At 67.9% G+C, this 16,753-nt stretch carries 12 protein-coding genes; 9 read left to right on the forward strand and 3 right to left on the reverse strand.

Going from position 1 to position 16,753, the window contains the following annotated elements:
• Window positions 1-3: 3 nt before the first annotated feature.
• A complete protein-coding gene (locus E0H92_RS39095) occupies window positions 4-975 on the reverse strand; it encodes an ArsR/SmtB family transcription factor (RefSeq protein ID WP_131499876.1) in 972 nt (323 codons plus the stop codon).
• A gap of 59 nt (window positions 976-1,034) precedes the next feature.
• Here E0H92_RS39095 and E0H92_RS39100 point away from each other — a divergent pair, with 59 nt between their 5' ends.
• The 3 genes from E0H92_RS39100 to E0H92_RS39110 are packed head-to-tail and all read left to right on the forward strand — an operon-like array spanning window position 1,035 to window position 3,668.
• Window positions 1,035-2,261, forward strand: coding sequence for an MFS transporter (locus E0H92_RS39100; RefSeq protein WP_165550238.1), 1,227 nt, complete (start codon window positions 1,035-1,037; stop codon window positions 2,259-2,261).
• A complete protein-coding gene (locus E0H92_RS39105; RefSeq protein WP_131460998.1) occupies window positions 2,200-3,015 on the forward strand; it encodes an ABC transporter ATP-binding protein in 816 nt (271 codons plus the stop codon). Before E0H92_RS39100 ends, E0H92_RS39105 begins: the two co-directional genes overlap by 62 nt.
• Entirely contained in the window at window positions 3,012-3,668 is a 657-nt protein-coding gene (locus tag E0H92_RS39110; RefSeq protein ID WP_131460997.1) for a hypothetical protein, read from the forward strand. The genes E0H92_RS39105 and E0H92_RS39110 overlap by 4 nt, the downstream gene beginning before the upstream one ends.
• On the opposite strand, the gene E0H92_RS39115 is transcribed toward E0H92_RS39110, so the two are convergent.
• On the reverse strand, window positions 3,669-4,724 hold the full coding sequence (locus E0H92_RS39115) for a LacI family DNA-binding transcriptional regulator (protein ID WP_131460996.1): 1,056 nt from the start codon (window positions 4,722-4,724) through the stop codon (window positions 3,669-3,671). It lies immediately after the preceding gene.
• A 7-nt stretch (window positions 4,725-4,731) separates the two neighbouring features.
• Window positions 4,732-7,089 carry a glycoside hydrolase family 3 N-terminal domain-containing protein gene (locus tag E0H92_RS39120; RefSeq protein WP_238173792.1) on the reverse strand — a complete coding sequence of 786 codons (2,358 nt, stop codon included), beginning with the start codon at window positions 7,087-7,089 and terminating at the stop codon, window positions 4,732-4,734.
• 267 nt (window positions 7,090-7,356) lie between these two features.
• Between E0H92_RS39120 and E0H92_RS39125 the strand changes: the two genes are divergently transcribed.
• From E0H92_RS39125 to E0H92_RS39150, 6 genes are all read left to right on the forward strand, one after another.
• Complete coding sequence (locus E0H92_RS39125; RefSeq protein ID WP_131460995.1) at window positions 7,357-8,718, forward strand: extracellular solute-binding protein; 1,362 nt, start codon at window positions 7,357-7,359, stop codon at window positions 8,716-8,718.
• Window positions 8,715-9,641 (forward strand): carbohydrate ABC transporter permease, encoded by a 927-nt coding sequence (locus tag E0H92_RS39130; RefSeq protein WP_238152591.1) that lies wholly within the window; start codon window positions 8,715-8,717, stop codon window positions 9,639-9,641. Before E0H92_RS39125 ends, E0H92_RS39130 begins: the two co-directional genes overlap by 4 nt.
• A 1-nt stretch (window position 9,642) precedes the next feature.
• Complete coding sequence (locus tag E0H92_RS39135) at window positions 9,643-10,545, forward strand: carbohydrate ABC transporter permease (RefSeq protein ID WP_131460994.1); 903 nt, start codon at window positions 9,643-9,645, stop codon at window positions 10,543-10,545.
• Between the two features lie 73 nt (window positions 10,546-10,618).
• A complete protein-coding gene (locus tag E0H92_RS39140; protein ID WP_131499878.1) occupies window positions 10,619-11,251 on the forward strand; it encodes a hypothetical protein in 633 nt (210 codons plus the stop codon).
• A 492-nt stretch (window positions 11,252-11,743) separates the two neighbouring features.
• Window positions 11,744-13,993: a HelD family protein gene (locus E0H92_RS39145; RefSeq protein WP_202874061.1), complete on the forward strand. Its 2,250-nt coding sequence runs from the start codon at window positions 11,744-11,746 to the stop codon at window positions 13,991-13,993.
• A 318-nt stretch (window positions 13,994-14,311) separates the two neighbouring features.
• Entirely contained in the window at window positions 14,312-16,726 is a 2,415-nt protein-coding gene (locus tag E0H92_RS39150; RefSeq protein ID WP_131499879.1) for a transglycosylase domain-containing protein, read from the forward strand.
• The last annotated feature ends 27 nt before the right edge of the window (window positions 16,727-16,753 follow it).

A 16,753-nucleotide genomic window follows, 5' to 3' on the forward strand; every position in this document is an offset into this window, starting at 1 on the left:
AGCTCAACGGGGCTCGGGGCGGTTCGACGCCGGTCGCCGTACGACACGGCGGCCGGTGTCGGACTGCCAGTACAGAACCGAACGGCCGGAACGGCGGCGTTCGAGCAGTCCGGCGTCGGTCAGGACGCGCAGGTGGTCCGAGACGGTGGCGAGCGACAGACCGGTGGTTGCCACGAGCAACGTCGTACTCACCGGCTCGGCGGCCTCGGCCAGAATGCGGGCGCGGTTGCGGCCGAGCAGCTGCACCAACGGTTCGTCCGGCGTTGCTGTGGTCGCGAAGATCCCGGTCACGGGGTAGGTCAGGGCGAAGCGATCCGGGAGCCGCCAGCTGACATTCACGCGTTGTGTGTGCGCCGCGAGGAACATCAGATCGCGCCCGCGGACGTCGGTCGGCGGGTAGTCCCAGCGGTTCACCTTGATCCGTCCGTCGCCGAGCCACCGCACATCGGGCCCGAGCCCTCGCAGTACGCCGGACCACCCCTGCTCGCTGAGACGCGACGTCCGGGACACGATGTCGGCCTGCAATACCCGCAAGCGCCGCGGCCAGTCCGGCTCGACCGTCGTCCGCCACACCCACCGCAGCAGTTCTGCCGCAGCCTCGGCCAGCCCGGACGTCTCGCGGACGATCGCCGGCAACGGCGTCTGTACGACGCTCAGGTCCGCGCGGATGTGGTCGTCGTCCAAGGACGTCAGGTACGCGAGCTCGGCCTCGATCGTGAGATCGGGCGCGAGCGGCGGAACGGTCAGGAAGTCCGCGGCCCAGCTGTAACTGAAGGCGCTGTCGAGCAGCGCTGTCCAGAGCGGATCAGCCGCCAACGCGGCTTCGAACGAGGCCACGTGCGTGTCCTTCCACGGCCGGAACCATGGCTCGACCGGCCGGAGCAACAGCTTCAGGGCCGCCACGGTCTCGGTGAGTTGCGACGTACCGAACCGTGCGTTCGCGAGGGTGTCGGCATCGACCAGGAACTCGGACAACGTTTCGCCTCCACCCGAAACTGTAGGCGACGCCGAGCCCGCGGTCGATGCTTCCGAGCATGAGCACGTACCGGGCGATCTTCGCCAACCCCGAGTTCCGGAACCTGTGGATCAGCAGCGCGCTGGGCAACGCGTCCTCGACGATGACCAGCCTGACGCTGGCGATCCTGGTCGACGCCGCGACCGGATCCGCGCTGCTCGCCGCGACCATCATGTTCGGACCGTCGCTGGCGCAGGTTCTCGGCGTCTCCACCCTGATGTCCGCCGCGGATACGGCCCGTCCCCGCCGGGTGCTCACGCTGCTCGCGGCGCTGTCGGCGGTCGCGGTCGGCGTCCAGGCTGCAGCCGACCTCTCCGCGGGTCTCCGACTCGTCCTGGCGCTGGCGGTCGCGTACGGGCTCTCGATCGGCGCCGGCGTTCGCTGGGGACTGCTCGGCGAGGTCGTGCAGTCGGACCAGTTCGTGCTCGGCCGATCGGCGATGAACCTGTCGGTCGGCGCGATGCAGATCGCCGGCTTCGGTGTCGCGGGTGTGCTCCTGCAGGCGGTGAGCCCGTCGACCGTGCTCTGGATCGCGACCGGATTCGCGGCACTCGCCATCCCGGTCATCCGCTTCGGCCTCCGCGACCGAGCACCGCGCCGGGTCGCGCGGACCGGCCTCGCCGAAACGTGGCGCGGCAACCGCACGCTGCTCGCGCAACGCCGTACGCGCCCGCTGCTCCTCGCACTCACCCTCCCGAACGGCCTGATCGTCGGCTGCGAGGCACTGTTCGTCCCGTACGCCGGTTCGCGCGCCGGCTGGCTGCTCGCGGCCGGTGCCGCCGGGATGATGACCGGCGATCTCGTGGTCGGCCGCTACCTCACCCAGCAGCGCCGCCGTACCGTGGCCCGCTGGCTGCGGTTCCTGCTCGCCGTACCGTTCCTGGGTTTCGCGTTCGATCTCCCCCTGGCGGTGCTCTGCGTACTGGTCGCGGTCGGCAGCAGCGGGTACGCCGCGTCGCTCGCGCAGCAGGAGATCCTCGTCGACCTCACCGCCCCCGAACTGCGCGGCCAGGTCCTCGGGCTGGAGTCCGCGCTCCGGATGACGACCTTCGGCGTGACCGCGATCCTCGCCGGCGCGATGGCCGACCTGACGGCCGCCGCTCCCACGATGACTGCCTTCGCCGCCGCGTCACTGCTGGTGTCCGTCGCCCTGAGTCGACCGCTTGCCCGGATAGGCTCGCCGCATGGAAGTGGTCCGGCTGCGGAAGGTCTCCAAACGGTACGGGCGGCGGGAGATCCTGGCTGACGTCGACCTGCACCTGAACGCCGGTGAGCTGCTGGCTCTCGTCGGCGCGAACGGCTCCGGCAAGTCGACCGTGCTGCGCTTGATGGTCGGCCTGTCGCGACCGTCAGCGGGAACGGTGCAGCGCAACGCCGCCGTGGTGAGCTACGTGCCCGATGTGTTCACGTCGCACGATCGCCTGTCGGCGTCGGCGTACCTGCGGCATATGGGGCGGATCCGTGGACTCAGTACGAGAACGGCGCGGGACCGCTCTCTCGAGTTGCTCGACCGCCTCGCGCTCTCGGGCGGCGCGGACACCCCGATGCGGAAACTGTCGAAAGGCAACGCACAGAAGGTCGCGCTCGCCCAGGCACTCCTCGATCCCCCGCAGCTGCTCGTCCTCGACGAGCCCTGGGCGGGCCTCGACGCGACCGCCCACTCGACCCTCCGCGAGCTCCTGACGGAGACCGCGGAGCAAGGCGCCGCGGTCGCCTTCACCGAACACTCCGCCGAGGTCGTCCGCTCCACCGCGACCCGCGTCTGCGAACTCGACCGCGGCAAACTCACCTCACCGCGCCAACAGACCGCCCTCACCGAGCTCCACCTGCTCCCCGGCGCAGACCTGGACTGGGACCACCACGCCGACGTCCTGGAGGTACGGCGTGCCGAGGCCGGCGTGATCGTGCTGCTGCCGACCGGGACTCACGACGCCGCCCTGCTGACTGCCCTGAACCACGGCTGGTCGGTCGTCAGCGTGCGGCAGGTGAAACCCGAGTGAGCGCTCTGTACCGGTACCTGCTGACCAGCGTCCTGCTCTCCCAGCGGTACCTTCCGCCGACGCTGATCTTCCTCGCCGCGATGGCCGTCGGTACGACGTCCGACAACGGGCCGCTGCAGTCGTCGTACTCGTTCTGCGTGCTGGCGATGCTCGTCTGCACGACTTGGCTCACCGTCAGCATCGTCAACCACGAGGACCCGACCCAGCGGAAGATCACGCTAGTGATGATCGGCAGCTCCCTGCGCGTCCTGACGATGACGGTCGCCGTGGTCGTCACCTGGTGCGTACCGCTGCTGCTGATCGGTCTGGTCTACCCGATCGTCACCGGCAAGCACGTCGTCACCGCCGGCGACCTCGCCGTCGGTGCGGCCGCGCAACTCGGCGCGGCGATGATCGGCATCGCGATCGGCCTGCTCTGCTCACGTCTGGTGATCCCGCGGATCGGCGTCGCTATGCTCACCGCGGCCGCCGCGATCCTCGCCGTACTCCTGCTCCGGTGGATCTCTCCGATCCGCCCGATCATGACCGTCCTGTCCGACGAGAAGACGGCCGGCGCGAACGCCGTACCGCTCACGCTCCTCGCCCTGCTCTCCGCAGTCCTGCTGGCGGCCGCCGTCTTCGCGACGAATCTCCTGGCCGACCGCAAGGAATGATCAAGAAGCGGCGACTGACGACAACCCGTGCGGGGCGGCCGAGCCGCGGATGATCAACGTCGTGGCCAGCTCGACGTGATGCGAAGCGACCGGCTCCCCCGCGGCGAGCTGCAACGCGGTGCGTACGGCGACCGCACCCATCTCGCGCAGCGGCTGCCGGACCGTGGTGAGCGGCGGCGAAGCGAGCCGGGCGACCTCGGTGTCGTCGAAGCCGACCACGCTGAGGTCCTCCGGTACCCGCAGGCCGCGCGCCCGCGCCGCCTCCAGGATCCCGAGCGCGACCTCGTCGCTGCCCGCGAAGATCGCGGTCGGCCGCTCCCGCAGGTCGAGCAGCTTGGTCCCTCCGGCCAGCCCGTCCTCGTACAGGAAGTCGCTCATCCAGACGTACTCGGCCGGGACATCGGCGCCGACCGACTCCATCGCGCTGCGGTAGCCGCTCAGCCGGGCCTGGTTGCAGCCGGACGTCGGCGGACCCCCGACGTACCCGATCCGGCGGTGGCCGAGGGACAACAGGTGCTGCGCCGCGGCCATCCCGCCGGCGAAGTTCGTCGAGCCCACGCTGATCACGTCGGGCTCCGGGGTGTTCGCGGGGTCGATGACCACCAGCGGCAACCTGGCCCGGGCCAGCGCCGCGAGGTCGGCGGCGGACAGCTCGCTCGTGACGCCGATCGCAGCCCGGCGGCCGGTGGCGGTCAACTGCCGGATCCAGCCCGCCGCCCGGCCCGGGGTCCCGCCGTTCGCGGTCGGCGGATGCTTCGGGTGCGAGGTCAGCACGACATCGACACCGGCCGCCTGACCGGCCTCGATCACGCCCTGGATCACCTCGACCGAGTAGGCGTTGACGACGCCCTGGTAGAACAGCTCGATCGTGTCCCGGTGCACCGTGTCCGGGCGGCGTCCGACGTACCCGTGCTTCTCGAGGACGTCCTGGACGCGGGCGCGGGTGGACGGCGAGACGTCGCTACGCCCGTTCAGCACCTTGGAGACCGTGGCGACCGAGACGCCGGCCGATCCGGCCACGGTCGCCAGGGTCACGCGACCCTTCACCGGCGACATCTCATCATCACCCTCCTCCGCCAACCTCGCTGACCGTCACCGGAGTCGTCAGGACCCGGTCGTGTCCGACCACCCTCACATCCCCGATGATCCGCAGCATGGCACGACACGGCAGGTCCAGCGACGACGTGCCCACCATCACCTCGACGTCCCCGGGCTCGACGATCCGGCGCAGGTCGGCCGCCGTGTACGCCGTGCGATCGGCGTGTACCCGGAAGGTGACGTCGGCCGCCTGACCGGGTTCGAGCGACACCCGCGCGAACCCGGTCAGCAGCGTCAACGGCCGCGCGACCTGGGCGACGACGTCGCGCAGGTACAGCTGCACGACCTCGTCGCCGCCCCGGTCGCCCGTGTTCGCCACCCGCACCGTGGCGGTGAACTCGCCGTCGGTGCCGATCTCCGGCACGCTCAACCGGAGATCGGCGATCGTGAAGTCCGTGTACGAGGCGCCGTACCCGAACGGATACAGCGGCCGGGTCTCGAGCCCGCTGATCCCCGCGCTCTCGACACTCCCGAGCGCGGGCTGCAGGTACGTACCGGGCTGCCCACCCACATGCCGCGGGATCTGCACCGGCAGCTTCCCGCTGGGCACGATCCGCCCAGTCAGTACGCCGGCGATCGCCGCCGCGCCTTCCTGTCCAGGGATGAACGCCTGCACCAGCCCTGAGAGGCGCCCCGCATACTCGCCGAGCGCGTACGGCCGTCCGGATACCACCACCAGAACAACCGGCTTCCCGGTCTCCAGCAGCGCGTCGACCAGCTCCCCCTGCACTCCGGGCAGCCGCAGATCCTCCGCGTCACACCCTTCACCAGAGGTCCCGTGCCCGAACAACCCAGACAGGTCACCGACGAAAGCCACACAGACATCGGAGTCCGCGGCCAACGCCACCGCCTCGGCGAACCCGGAGCGGTCGTCCCCGGTGACACCGCACCCCTTGGCGTACGAAACCTCCGCCAACTCGTTGCGCAAGGCATCCAATGGCGAGCCGATCTGAACACCCAGCCCACGCTCGGGATACCGCGGGAGCACGTGGTTCGGGAAGGCGTAACACCCCATCAGCGTCCGCGGGTCGTCGGCGCACGGACCGACCACGGCGACCCTGGCGTCCTTGCTCAGTGGGAGAACGGGGCCGGCGTCGAGGAGCACCACCGACTTCTCGGCCAGCTCGCGTGCGATCGCCCGGTTCTCCGCCGAATCCAGATCCACGCCACTGGTTTTCACCGACCCCTCAGGCGTCCAGCCCTCGTCGAGCAGGCCCAGCTCGGCCTTCTGAAGCAGCACGCGACGGGCCGCACGGTCGATCAGATCCTCGGAGAGCTCGCCCGCCTTCACCTTGTCCAGCAGGCCCGCGAACCCGATCGTGTCCGGCAGTTCCACATCGGTCCCGACCGTCAACGCGAGCGCACCGGCATCCGCGTCGTTCGCAACCACCCGGTGCATCGACGCCAGGAACGGCACCGCCCAGTAGTCCGAAACGACCGTCCCCTCGAATCCCCAGTCGTCGCGCAGCACGTCGGTGAACAGCCACGGATCCGCACTCGCGGGCAGCCCGTCGAGGTCGGCGTACGAGCTCATCACCGACCCGGCGCCGGCCGTCGCGATCGCGGTCTCGAACGTCGGCAGGATGATGTCCAGCAGCTCGCGACGCCCCATCGACACCGGCCCGTGGTTGCGTCCGGCGCGCGACGCGGAGTACCCGGCGAAGTGCTTCAGCGTCGCGACGACGCCCGCGCTCTGCAGACCGCGCACGTACGCCGACCCCAGAATCCCTACCAGATAAGGGTCTTCGCCCATCGTCTCCTCGACGCGGCCCCAGCGATAGTCACGGACCACGTCGAGCACCGGCGACAGTCCCTGATGCACACCGACCGCCGCCATGTCGCGGCCGATCGCCGCCGCCATCCGCTCGATCAGCGCCGGATCGAACGTCGCACCCCACGCGATCGAGGCCGGATAGACCGTCGCGCCGTACGTCGTGAACCCGGTCAGGCACTCCTCGTGGACCAGCGCCGGCACACCGAGCCGCGACTCCTTCAGCACCACCTCGTGCTGCCGGATCACCTCGGCGACGCCCTGCTCGACCGTCTGCGGGTAACTGCCCCACACCCGGGTGAGATGACCGAGGCCGTCGCGACTCGCGTCCTCCAGGGACAGCGCACCGCCGACCGAGAACACGTCCTCCATCGGCGCCACGTTGATCGTCTCGTCGTCGGGCAGTGCGGTGTCGGCCATGTCGTTGCCGGCCCAGCGGCTCCCGAGCTGGGCGATCTTCTCCTCCAGGGTCATCGCCGCCAGCAGCAGCCCGGCGCGCTCCGCAGCGGGCAGCGCGGGGTCGCGCCAGGGCCGGTCAGTCGAGATGGACAAGAAAATCTCCCTTGATGAACGTTCCAAACGGTGAGGAATTATCGAAAAATTTTCGAAGCTCTCCGTCAGCCCGGCCAATCGGCCAGCGGTCGGTCAATCCCCTGTAGCAGCAGGCGATTACGTGACCTCACTGTGACCCCAAAGTGGGGTTAGTTCAAGTCTTGACAGCACCATTCACGAAATCTATGTTTCGAAAACAAGTCATATCGGCAGGTGCTTCCGCAACCTGTGGGGGCAGCACGGAGTACGGAGATCACTGTGGATCCCATGACGACATCCCGGCGTACCTTTCTAGGTTTCGTCGGTGGCGGTGCCCTGGCGGCCGGCCTGGCCGCCTGCGGAAGTTCCGGCCCGTCGAGCACGCCCGGTTCGACCACCGGAGCCAGCGGCGCGGGCGGCGCCGGCAGCGGGGCGACGTACTGGTTCCTCACCGGACAGCCGCAGCAGGGCATCCGCGAGGCGCAGGTCAAGCGGTTCAACGACGCGAACCCGGACACCAAACTCAAGACCACCGAGTTCCAGAACGACGCGTTCAAGGCCAAGATCAAGACCGCCATCGGCGCCGGCCAGGGCCCGACCCTGATCTGGGGCTGGGGCGGCGGCGGCCTGAAGGCGTACGTCGAAGCCGGCCAGGTCGAGGACCTCACCGACTGGCTGAACAAGGACCAGGCCGACCTGAAGAACTCGATCTTCCCGTCCGCCTTCACGGCGGCGACCGTCAACGGCAAGATCTACGCGGTGCCGGGCGAGACCGTGACGCCGATCGTGCTGTTCTACGACAAGCGCGCGTTCGAGAAGATCGGCGCCGAGCCGCCGAAGTCCTGGCAGGACATCATGTCCCTGGTGCCGAAGTTCAACGAGAAGGGCATCGCGCCGTTCTCGCTCGGCGGGCAGTCGCGCTGGACCAACATGATGTGGCTGGAGTTCCTGTTCGACCGGATCGGCGGCGCCGAGGTCTTCCAGAACATCTTCGACGGCAAGAAGGACGGCTGGTCCGACCCGTCCGCGCTGAAGGCGCTCGAGGAGATGCAGAACCTGATCAAGGCGAACGGGTTCATCAAGGGCTTCTCCTCGATCACCGCCGACTCCAACGCCGACCAGGCACTGCTCTACACCGGCAAGGCCGCGATGATGCTGCACGGCGCCTGGACCTACGGCAACATGAAGGCGTCTGGTGGCGACTTCGTGACCGGCGGGCACCTCGGCTACATGAACTTCCCGCCGTACGACGGCGGTAAGGGCGACCCGAGCGACACGGTCGGCAACCCGGGTCAGTACATGTCGATCTCGTCCAAGGCGACCGACGGCGAGAAGGAGACCGCGAAGAAGTTCATCGCGAACAACACGCTCGACGACGCCACGGTGGACGCCTGGGTGAAGTCCGGCAACATCCCGGTAGTGAAGAGCGCCAAGGACAAGCTCTCGTCGATCACCGACAAGAACGACTCCGAGTGGCTGAACTTCGTCTACGACACCGCCGCGAACGCGAAGAACTTCGCGCAGTCCTGGGACCAGGCGCTCAGCCCGACCCAGGCCGAGACGCTGCTCGACAACATCGCCAAGCTCTTCCAGCTCTCGATCTCCCCGCAGCAGTTCGCCACCAACATGAACGCGGTGATCGGCCAGTGACAGTCGCTCCGCCCGTACCGCCGGGCAGTCTGCGTAACAAGCCCACGTCCGGCGTCGGGCGGAGCGGTCCGGTTGCCTGGATGGTGCTGCCCGCGCTCGTCCTCTTCACCGTGTTCGGGGTCGTCCCGCTGGTCGGAGTACTCGTGCTGAGCTTCACCCAGTGGGACGGCCTCGGCGCGATCCACGCCGCCGGCCTGTCGAACTGGAAGTCGGTGCTGACCGACTCCCAGTTGCCGCGCAGCATCCTGGTGACCTTCGAGATCATGATCCTGTCGTGGCTGGTGCAGACGCCGATGAGTCTGCTGCTCGGCACGTTCCTGGCCGGGCGGCAGCGGTACCGCGCGTTCCTCGCCGTGCTCTACTTCATCCCGCTGCTGCTCAGCTCGGCCGCGATCGCGATCACCTACAAGGCCCTGCTCGACCCGAACTTCGGGCTCGGCCCGGGCCTGCACCTCGGCTTCCTCACCCAGGACTGGCTCGGCCGGAGCAACCTCGCGGTCGGCGTGGTGATCTTCATCGTGTCCTGGCAGTTCATCCCGTTCCACTCGCTGATCTACCAAGGCGGCGTCCGCGCGATCCCGACCACGATGTACGAGGCCGCCTCGATCGACGGCGCCGGCCGGATCCGGCAGTTCTTCAGCATCACCGTGCCGCAGCTGAAGTACACGATCATCACGTCGTCGACGCTGATGGTGGTCGGATCGCTGACCTTCTTCGACCTGATCTTCGTCCTCACCGCGGGCGGTCCCGGCGACGCCACGCGCGTACTCGCTCTCGACATGTACAAGCGGGGCTTCATGTCCAACCAGATGGGTCCGGCCAGCGTGATCGCCGCCCTCATCGTGCTCCTCGGCCTGGCCCTCGCACTGCTGCTGCGCCGCCTGGGCGGCAGTACGACCGCAAGCCAGCAGGAAGGTGCGTGACATGGCCTCCGATCTGACCACGGCCACCAGCAGCAGCGGTACGGCGACGCGCCCGGCGCGCAACCCTTCGTTTCGCGGCCGCAAACTGCTGCAGCTGAACTGGTTCGGCGGACTGGCCGGCTGGATCTGGCTGGCGATCGTGCTCGTCCCGCTCTACTGGATCGTCGTCACCAGCTTCAAGGACCAGAGCGCGTACTTCACGCAGAACCCGTTCGCGCTGCCGTCCGCGCCGACGACGAACAACTACAAGCTGGTCATCGAGTCCGACTTCCCGCGGTACTTCGTGAACAGCGTGATCGTCACCATCGGCACGATCCTGCCCGCGGTGGCGATCGCGTTCATGGCGTCGTACGCGATCATCCGCGGCGCCGGCAGCAAGTTCCTTGCCGGGGTCAACGGTCTGTTCCTGATGGGCCTGGCGATCCCGCTGCAGGCCACCATCATCCCGGTCTACCTGCTGATCATCCGGATGCATCTGTACGACAGCCTGCTGGCGCTGATCCTGCCGTCGGTCGCGTTCGCGATCCCGCTGTCGGTGCTCGTGCTGTCGAACTTCATCCGCGACGTACCGAAGGAGCTCTTCGAGTCGATGCGGGTCGACGGCGCGACCGAGTGGGGCATGATGACCAAACTCGCCCTGCCGTTGACTCGTCCGGCTCTCGTCACGGTCAGCATCTACAACGGCCTAGGCGTCTGGAACGGCTTCCTGCTCCCACTCATCCTCACCCAAAGCCCCGACAAACGAACTCTCCCCCTAGCCCTCTGGACCTTCCAAGGCCAGTACAGCGTCAACGTCCCCGCAGTCCTCGCTTCCGTAGTCCTGACCACCCTCCCCATCGTCATCCTCTACGCCGTAAGCCGCCGCCAACTCCTCAGCGGCCTAACCGCCGGCTTCAGCCGCTGACCCACCTGAATCCAGGCAGTACTCGTGGCCTTACAGACTGCTAGCCTCGTGGGCCTGCCTGGACAGTGGGGTGATGAGGAAGTTGGCGGACGAGACTGCTCGCGGCGGAGGCTGGTTCGACAGGCACCAGAAGGGCGCGTGGATCGCTGCCGGGGCGACGATCGTCGCAGCTTTCATCGCGGCACTGGTGCCTGTTCTCGGCTCATCTGGCGACGACAAGAACGACGGTGCCGTGACGACGCCTTCGGCTTCCGGCAGCACCTCCGGATCGGCACCGGCAACACCACCCAGCCAGACCCCGTCGTCGGCGCCGTCCCCGAGTGCGAGCCCTGCCGGAGGCCCGCTCTGGCAGGGGAAGATGCTGCTCGACACCGAGGCGCGGGATCTGGACGCCGCGCCACCCGAACGCGTCGGCTATTCCGACACGGGTGACGTGTACATGCTGCTCAACAACGAGATGAGCGGCTGGAACGAGACCCTGATCGCGCAGTGGACGGAGCCCGGCGGCCTGCCAGGACCTGAGGACTGCTCGAACGTTGTCGACACCCTGGGCAGCCGAAGCAAGGTGCAGCTCACGAAGAAGACTGTCCTGTGCGTGCGCACCAGCGAACGGAACATCGCGCGACTCAAGGTCGCCACCCTCGACGAAGGCGGCGCCCTGAACTCCCGCGCCACCTTCGACACAGTCGTCTGGCCGGCAAACTGACATCCAACGCCCGAACCTGCACGATGGCCCCACCGCCGACCAAGCACAGCTGCGGCGGCTAGTGCGGGGAAACAAAGTGGCACGGAGCGACCACTTCTATCCCCACCACGACAGCTCACCACCCACCTGCACCCCGCCGGCGCCTGCACCGAGCTGGCATCAGGGACGAGCCTGGAGGTGGGGAAGCCTGCTGGTTGTTGCAGGTGGGTAGGAGTCCCCAGCCTGAAACCAGACCGGGCGACGACCGGACAGGCCGCCACCCGCGACAGGATCTGGGTGGCGCGGACAAGAAATACAAGGTCCCAGCCCCAACGCCAAGGGTTTTCCGATCCTGTGCGCTGCCTGCCTGGTCGCGCTGAATCTCTTGCGGTGAAATGCCCCGGAAAGGTACCGTGGGGTGTTTGTGCCGTAAAACAAAAAAGAAGCCCTCTCCGGGCTTCTGGGTTCAGATTATCAAAATCTCCGGGTTTGTGCAAGGGATCGGGGGCAGGGGTGCTGGAGCAGGAGATCGCCGCAGAACAAGGCGAAGTGACGGTCATGTACGAACGGCTCGACGTGCTGCGCGAAAAGGCACGCGGCGAACTGGGACGGGTGCAGGCCGAGGAAACCACCGGAACGGATCAGGCCTGGTCGGAGCGGGAGTCGTTCACGGATCTGTTCTCCGGGCGTTTCTCGCAATTGTCGTCGGTGGAACGCGGATTGTGTTTCGGGCGGATCGACGAGACCGCGGGCGAACGGTTCCACATCGGCCGGATCGGGTTGTTCGACGACGACTACAACCCGCTGCTGATCGACTGGCGGACGCCGGTCGCGCAGGTGTTCTACCGGGCCACCGCCGCCCAGCCGCTCGGCGTCAAGCGCCGCCGGCACATCCGGCTGCACGGCCGCACCGTGGTCGGGGTCGACGACGACCTCCTGGACGCCGCCGCGATCGACGACGGCGAACGCAGCACGCTGATCGGCGAGGCGGCGCTGCTCTCCTCGCTCAGTGCGAGCCGCACCGGCCGGATGAACGAGATCGTCGCGACGATCCAGTCCGAGCAGGACGAGATCATCCGGTCCGGCCTGCCCGGAGTGCTCGTGGTGCAGGGCGGTCCGGGTACCGGAAAGACAGTCGTCGCGCTGCACAGAGCGGCGTACCTGCTCTACACGCATCGCGAGCAACTCGGGCGGAGCGGCGTACTGGTCGTAGGACCCAACAGCACATTCCTGCGCTACATCGACCAGGTGCTCCCCTCGCTCGGCGAGACCGACGTCGTGCTCGCGACGATCAGCGAGATGTTCCCCGGCGTCGCGGCGACCGCGCCGGAGCCGGCCGAGGCTGCGCGGATCAAGGGCAACCTGGCGATGGCCGACGTGATCGCGCAGTCGATCGCCGGATTCCGGGTCGTCCCGGCCGAGCCGATCCGGCTGAAGGTCAACCAGGACGAGCTCGTGCTGCGGCCGAGCGCGATCCGCAAAGCCCAGCAGGGCGCGCTCGCGGCACAGCCCCTGCACAACCGGGCTCGGCCGCTGTTCGTCCGGCGCATCCTCAAGACCCTCACCAACCAGGTCGTCGACCGAATCGGGCGGCAGTACGTCGGCGACGCGGACATCGAGGACATCCAGCAGGAACTGTTCGACGACGACCGCGTCCTCGAGCTCCTCGACCGGTTGTGGCCCGAGCTCACACCGCCGCTCCTCGTCTCGGTGCTGTTCTCCTCGGACGACCGGCTCGCCGCCGCCGCGCCGCATCTCAGCCCGGCCGAGCGTTCCGCCGTACTGCGTCCACTCACCGCGGACTGGGCTCCGTCAGACGTCGCACTGCTCGACGAAGCGGCCGAACTGCTCGGTGAGACCGCGGACGTCGTCGTCGGCCGCAAGCGCCAGGCGGCCGCGGACGCTGCTGCCGAGGAGGCTGGCCGGGAGTACGCGCGCGGCATCGTCGACATCGAGCTGACCGCTGAACGGATCACGATCGAGCCGTGGGAGATCGAGCAGTTCAAGGATCTGATCGCCCAGCGCACGCGCGTGTTCAACCGCCCGGCGAGCAGCGCGGAGGGCGCCGCCTACGACCGCGACTGGGTGTTCGGCCACGTCATCGTCGACGAGGCCCAGGAGTTGTCCGCGATGGACTGGCGGATGCTGATGCGCCGCTGCCCGCGCCGGTCGATGACGATCGTCGGCGACATCGCGCAGACAGGTTCGGCCGCCGGCGTACGATCCTGGGCCGAACTCCTCGACCGGTACGCCGCCCGCCGCTGGCGCACCGCCGAACTGACCGTCAACTACCGCACCCCGACCGAGATCATGACGGTCGCCGCCAACGTCCTCGCCGCCATCGACCCGACCTTGAAACCACCCACCTCGGTCCGCGAGACCAGCGTCGAACCGTTCATCGACCCGGTCCCGGAAGGCTGCCTGACAGACGCCCTCCGGGAGGCGATCAAGTTCGAGCAGCACGCGATCGGCGACGGCCGCCTGGCTGTGATCGTCCCCGCCTCCCGGTACGACGAGTTCGCCGCCGTACTCCCAGAAGTTGCCCACAGCCACGACCCGTCCGTCCTCGACGGCACCGTCGCCCTCCTCGACGTCCCCCAGTCCAAAGGCCTCGAATTCGACGCAGTAGTCATCGCCGACCCCACCACGATCACCACCGAATCCCCCCGAGGCCTCTCCGACCTCTACGTAGCCATCACCCGAGCCACCAAACGCCTCACCATCCTCGGCAACCTCCCAGAAGTACTCACCCAGCCAAGGTGATGGACGCGCTGCGGTAGGTGTAGACGAGGGTTGTCACGGTGAGGGGGGTCCTGGCCGGAGGTTGACTTCATTGTCCGGATCATCCGCGGTGCGGTCCGCGAACCGGTACTCGTTCGTGCCCAGGCGGATCGCCCGCCAGGTCTTCGGCCGGCGGCACCCCCGCCGGCACCATGCCCGCGTGTGGGGTCCTGGTTGGGGGTGGGATGATCGTCGGGTAGTGAGGATTTGGTTACTGACGGTGAGATCGTTGGGCTAATGTGTAAATTCCGTAACGAGGAGACTCCCGGAAAGCACTCTCCTCACGTAATCTGCCCAACCATGCACAGAGGCGAGCGGCGGGCCAAGCGGCCCAATGTCGTGTGGTCAGTGTTCGTGTTCCTCGTGGTCAGCGCGCTCGCCGGCGCACTGACCGCCGGTCTGGCCCTCCCCTTTGCCGGGCTGGCCGGGGTGACCACGGCCAAGGCCCACGACACCGTGCAGTTCCTGCCCCAGGACCTGCAGACAGCGCCGCTGGCGCAGAAGTCGATCATCCAGGCCGCGGACGGCAAGACCATCGCGACGCTGTACCAGCAGAACCGGACCCCGGTCACGCTGAAGGCGATCAGCCCGGTGATGCTGAAGGCGATCGTCGCGATCGAGGACGACCGGTTCTACGAGCACGGCGCACTGGACTTCAAGGGCACGCTGCGCGCGCTGCTGCGCAACCAGTCGTCCGGCGGGGTCTCCCAGGGCGGCTCGAGCATCACCCAGCAGTACGTGAAGCTGAGCCTGATCAACAAGGCCCGCACGCCGGAAGAGGTCAAGGACGCCACGGCCGAGACCTACGAGCGGAAGATCGCCGAGCTGCGCTACGCGATCGCGGTCGAGAAGGAGACCCCGAAGGCCGAGATCCTGAACCGCTACCTGAACCTGGCCTTCTTCGGTGACCGTTCGTACGGCGTCGAGGCCGCCGCGATGCACTACTTCGGCGTGCACGCCGCCAAGCTGAACCTGCCGCAGGCCGCGATGCTGGCCGGCCTGGTGAAGAACCCGACCGGGTATGACCCGATCGACAGCCCGGTGCGCGCCAAGGCCCGGCGCGACGTCGTCCTGCGCCGGATGAACGAGCTGAACATCATCACCGCCAAGCAGGCCCGGGACGCGATCAAGACGCCGGTGATCGACCCCAAGAAGGTCCGCGTCATCCCGAGCGGCTGCGCGAACTCGACGTACCCGTTCTTCTGCGAGTACGTCGTCTCCAAGCTCAAGGCGAACAACGCGTTCGGCAAGACGCCGGAGGAGCGCGAGAACTACATCGAGACCGCCGGCCTGGTGATCAAGACCTCGCTCGACCGCAAGATGCAGGCCGCGGCCGACATCGCCGTCGCCAAGCACTCGAAGGCGAACGACCAGGTGGTCGCCGCGATCACCCTGGTGGAGCCCGGCACCGGCCTGGTGAAGGCGATGGCGCAGAACCGCAAGTACGGCGGGAAGAAGGGGCAGACGGCGTACAACTACAACGTCGAGAAGTCCTACGCCGGTGGGTTCGGCGGGTTCCAGAACGGTTCGACGATGAAGGCGTTCACGATCGCCGCCGCGATCGGCAAGGGCGTGCCGACGACGTACCGGATCCGCTCGCCGCAGACGATCAGCCTGGGCGGACAGAACTTCAGTACCTGCAACGGACCGATCTCGGTGCCGTCGTACGACCCGAAGAACTCGACGCACACCGTCCTCGATCCGTCGATGGTCCAGGCGGCCAAGGCCTCGACCAACACCTACTTCCTGCAGCTGTCGCAGCAGATCGGTCTGTGCCCGATCACGACCATCGCGTCCAAGCTCGGCATGTACAACGCGCAGACCATGAAGCCGCTGGAACAGGTCGTCTCGTTCACGCTCGGTTCGGCCGGTCTGATCACCCCGTTGATGCTGTCCAACGCGTATGCGACGTTCGCCGCCCGCGGCATGTACTGCAACCCGCAGATCGTCACGTCGATCGCCTCGCTGAAGACCGGCAAGTCGATCCCGACGCCCGGCCCGAACTGCCACCGGGTGCTGTCGCCGAGTGTCGCGGACGGCGTCAACTACGTGCTGCAGCAGGTGATGGCCAAGGACGGTACCGGCGGGAAGCTGAAGTTCGGCAAGAGCGACTTGGCCGGCAAGACCGGTACCACCAACGAGAACCAGGCGGTCTGGTTCGCCGGCTACTCGTCGAGGCTCGCCGCGGCTTCCGTGGTCGCCGACGCCGATCCGAAGCTCGAGAACATGATCGGCCAGGTCTTCAACGGCAAGAAGCTCAAGGACGCCTCGGGTTCCGGCACCGCCGGACCGATCTGGGAGGCCGCGCTGCAGGGTGCGTTGCAGGGGCTGCCGACCACCAAGTTCGTGAAGCCGGACGACATCATCATCCGCGGCAAGGTGAAGGACCTGCCGTACCTGAAGGGCATGACGCCCGCCGACGCGGCCGCGAAGCTGCTGTCGATGGGCTTCAAGGTCCAGATGAGTCACGGCCCGCAGGTCGACTCGGACGCGCCGGCCGGGACAGTCGCCTGGACGAACCCGCGGCAGGAGGACGGCGCACCCGACGGCGCGATGGTGCTGCTGTACATCTCCAACGGCAGCAAGGCCCAGCCGCCGACGCCACCGGTCATCCCGCCGACCCCACCAGTGACGCCACCGACCATCAAGCCGCCGCCAGGGATCCCGACCTGTATGCCGTGGGACCCTCGCTACCCCAAGTGCAGACGCGGCTGACCCGCCCTGTTTCGGCGCTCCGTCGGG

The sequence above is a fragment of the Kribbella speibonae genome (assembly GCF_004331375.1).
In the GTDB taxonomy this organism is placed as follows: Bacteria; Actinomycetota; Actinomycetes; order Propionibacteriales; family Kribbellaceae; genus Kribbella; species Kribbella sindirgiensis.

Excerpts from the sequence above, each read along its gene's own strand:
- E0H92_RS39100 (WP_165550238.1), top strand. The coding sequence starts at position 1,035 with ATGAGCACGTACCGGGCGATCTTCGCCAACCCCGAGTTCCGGAACCTG.
- E0H92_RS39105 (WP_131460998.1), top strand. The coding sequence starts at position 2,200 with ATGGAAGTGGTCCGGCTGCGGAAGGTCTCCAAACGGTACGGGCGGCGG.
- E0H92_RS39115 (WP_131460996.1), bottom strand. The coding sequence starts at position 4,724 with ATGTCGCCGGTGAAGGGTCGCGTGACCCTGGCGACCGTGGCCGGATCG.
- E0H92_RS39125 (WP_131460995.1), top strand. The coding sequence starts at position 7,357 with ATGACGACATCCCGGCGTACCTTTCTAGGTTTCGTCGGTGGCGGTGCC.
- E0H92_RS39135 (WP_131460994.1), top strand. The coding sequence starts at position 9,643 with ATGGCCTCCGATCTGACCACGGCCACCAGCAGCAGCGGTACGGCGACG.
- E0H92_RS39140 (WP_131499878.1), top strand. The coding sequence starts at position 10,619 with ATGAGGAAGTTGGCGGACGAGACTGCTCGCGGCGGAGGCTGGTTCGAC.
- E0H92_RS39150 (WP_131499879.1), top strand. The coding sequence starts at position 14,312 with ATGCACAGAGGCGAGCGGCGGGCCAAGCGGCCCAATGTCGTGTGGTCA.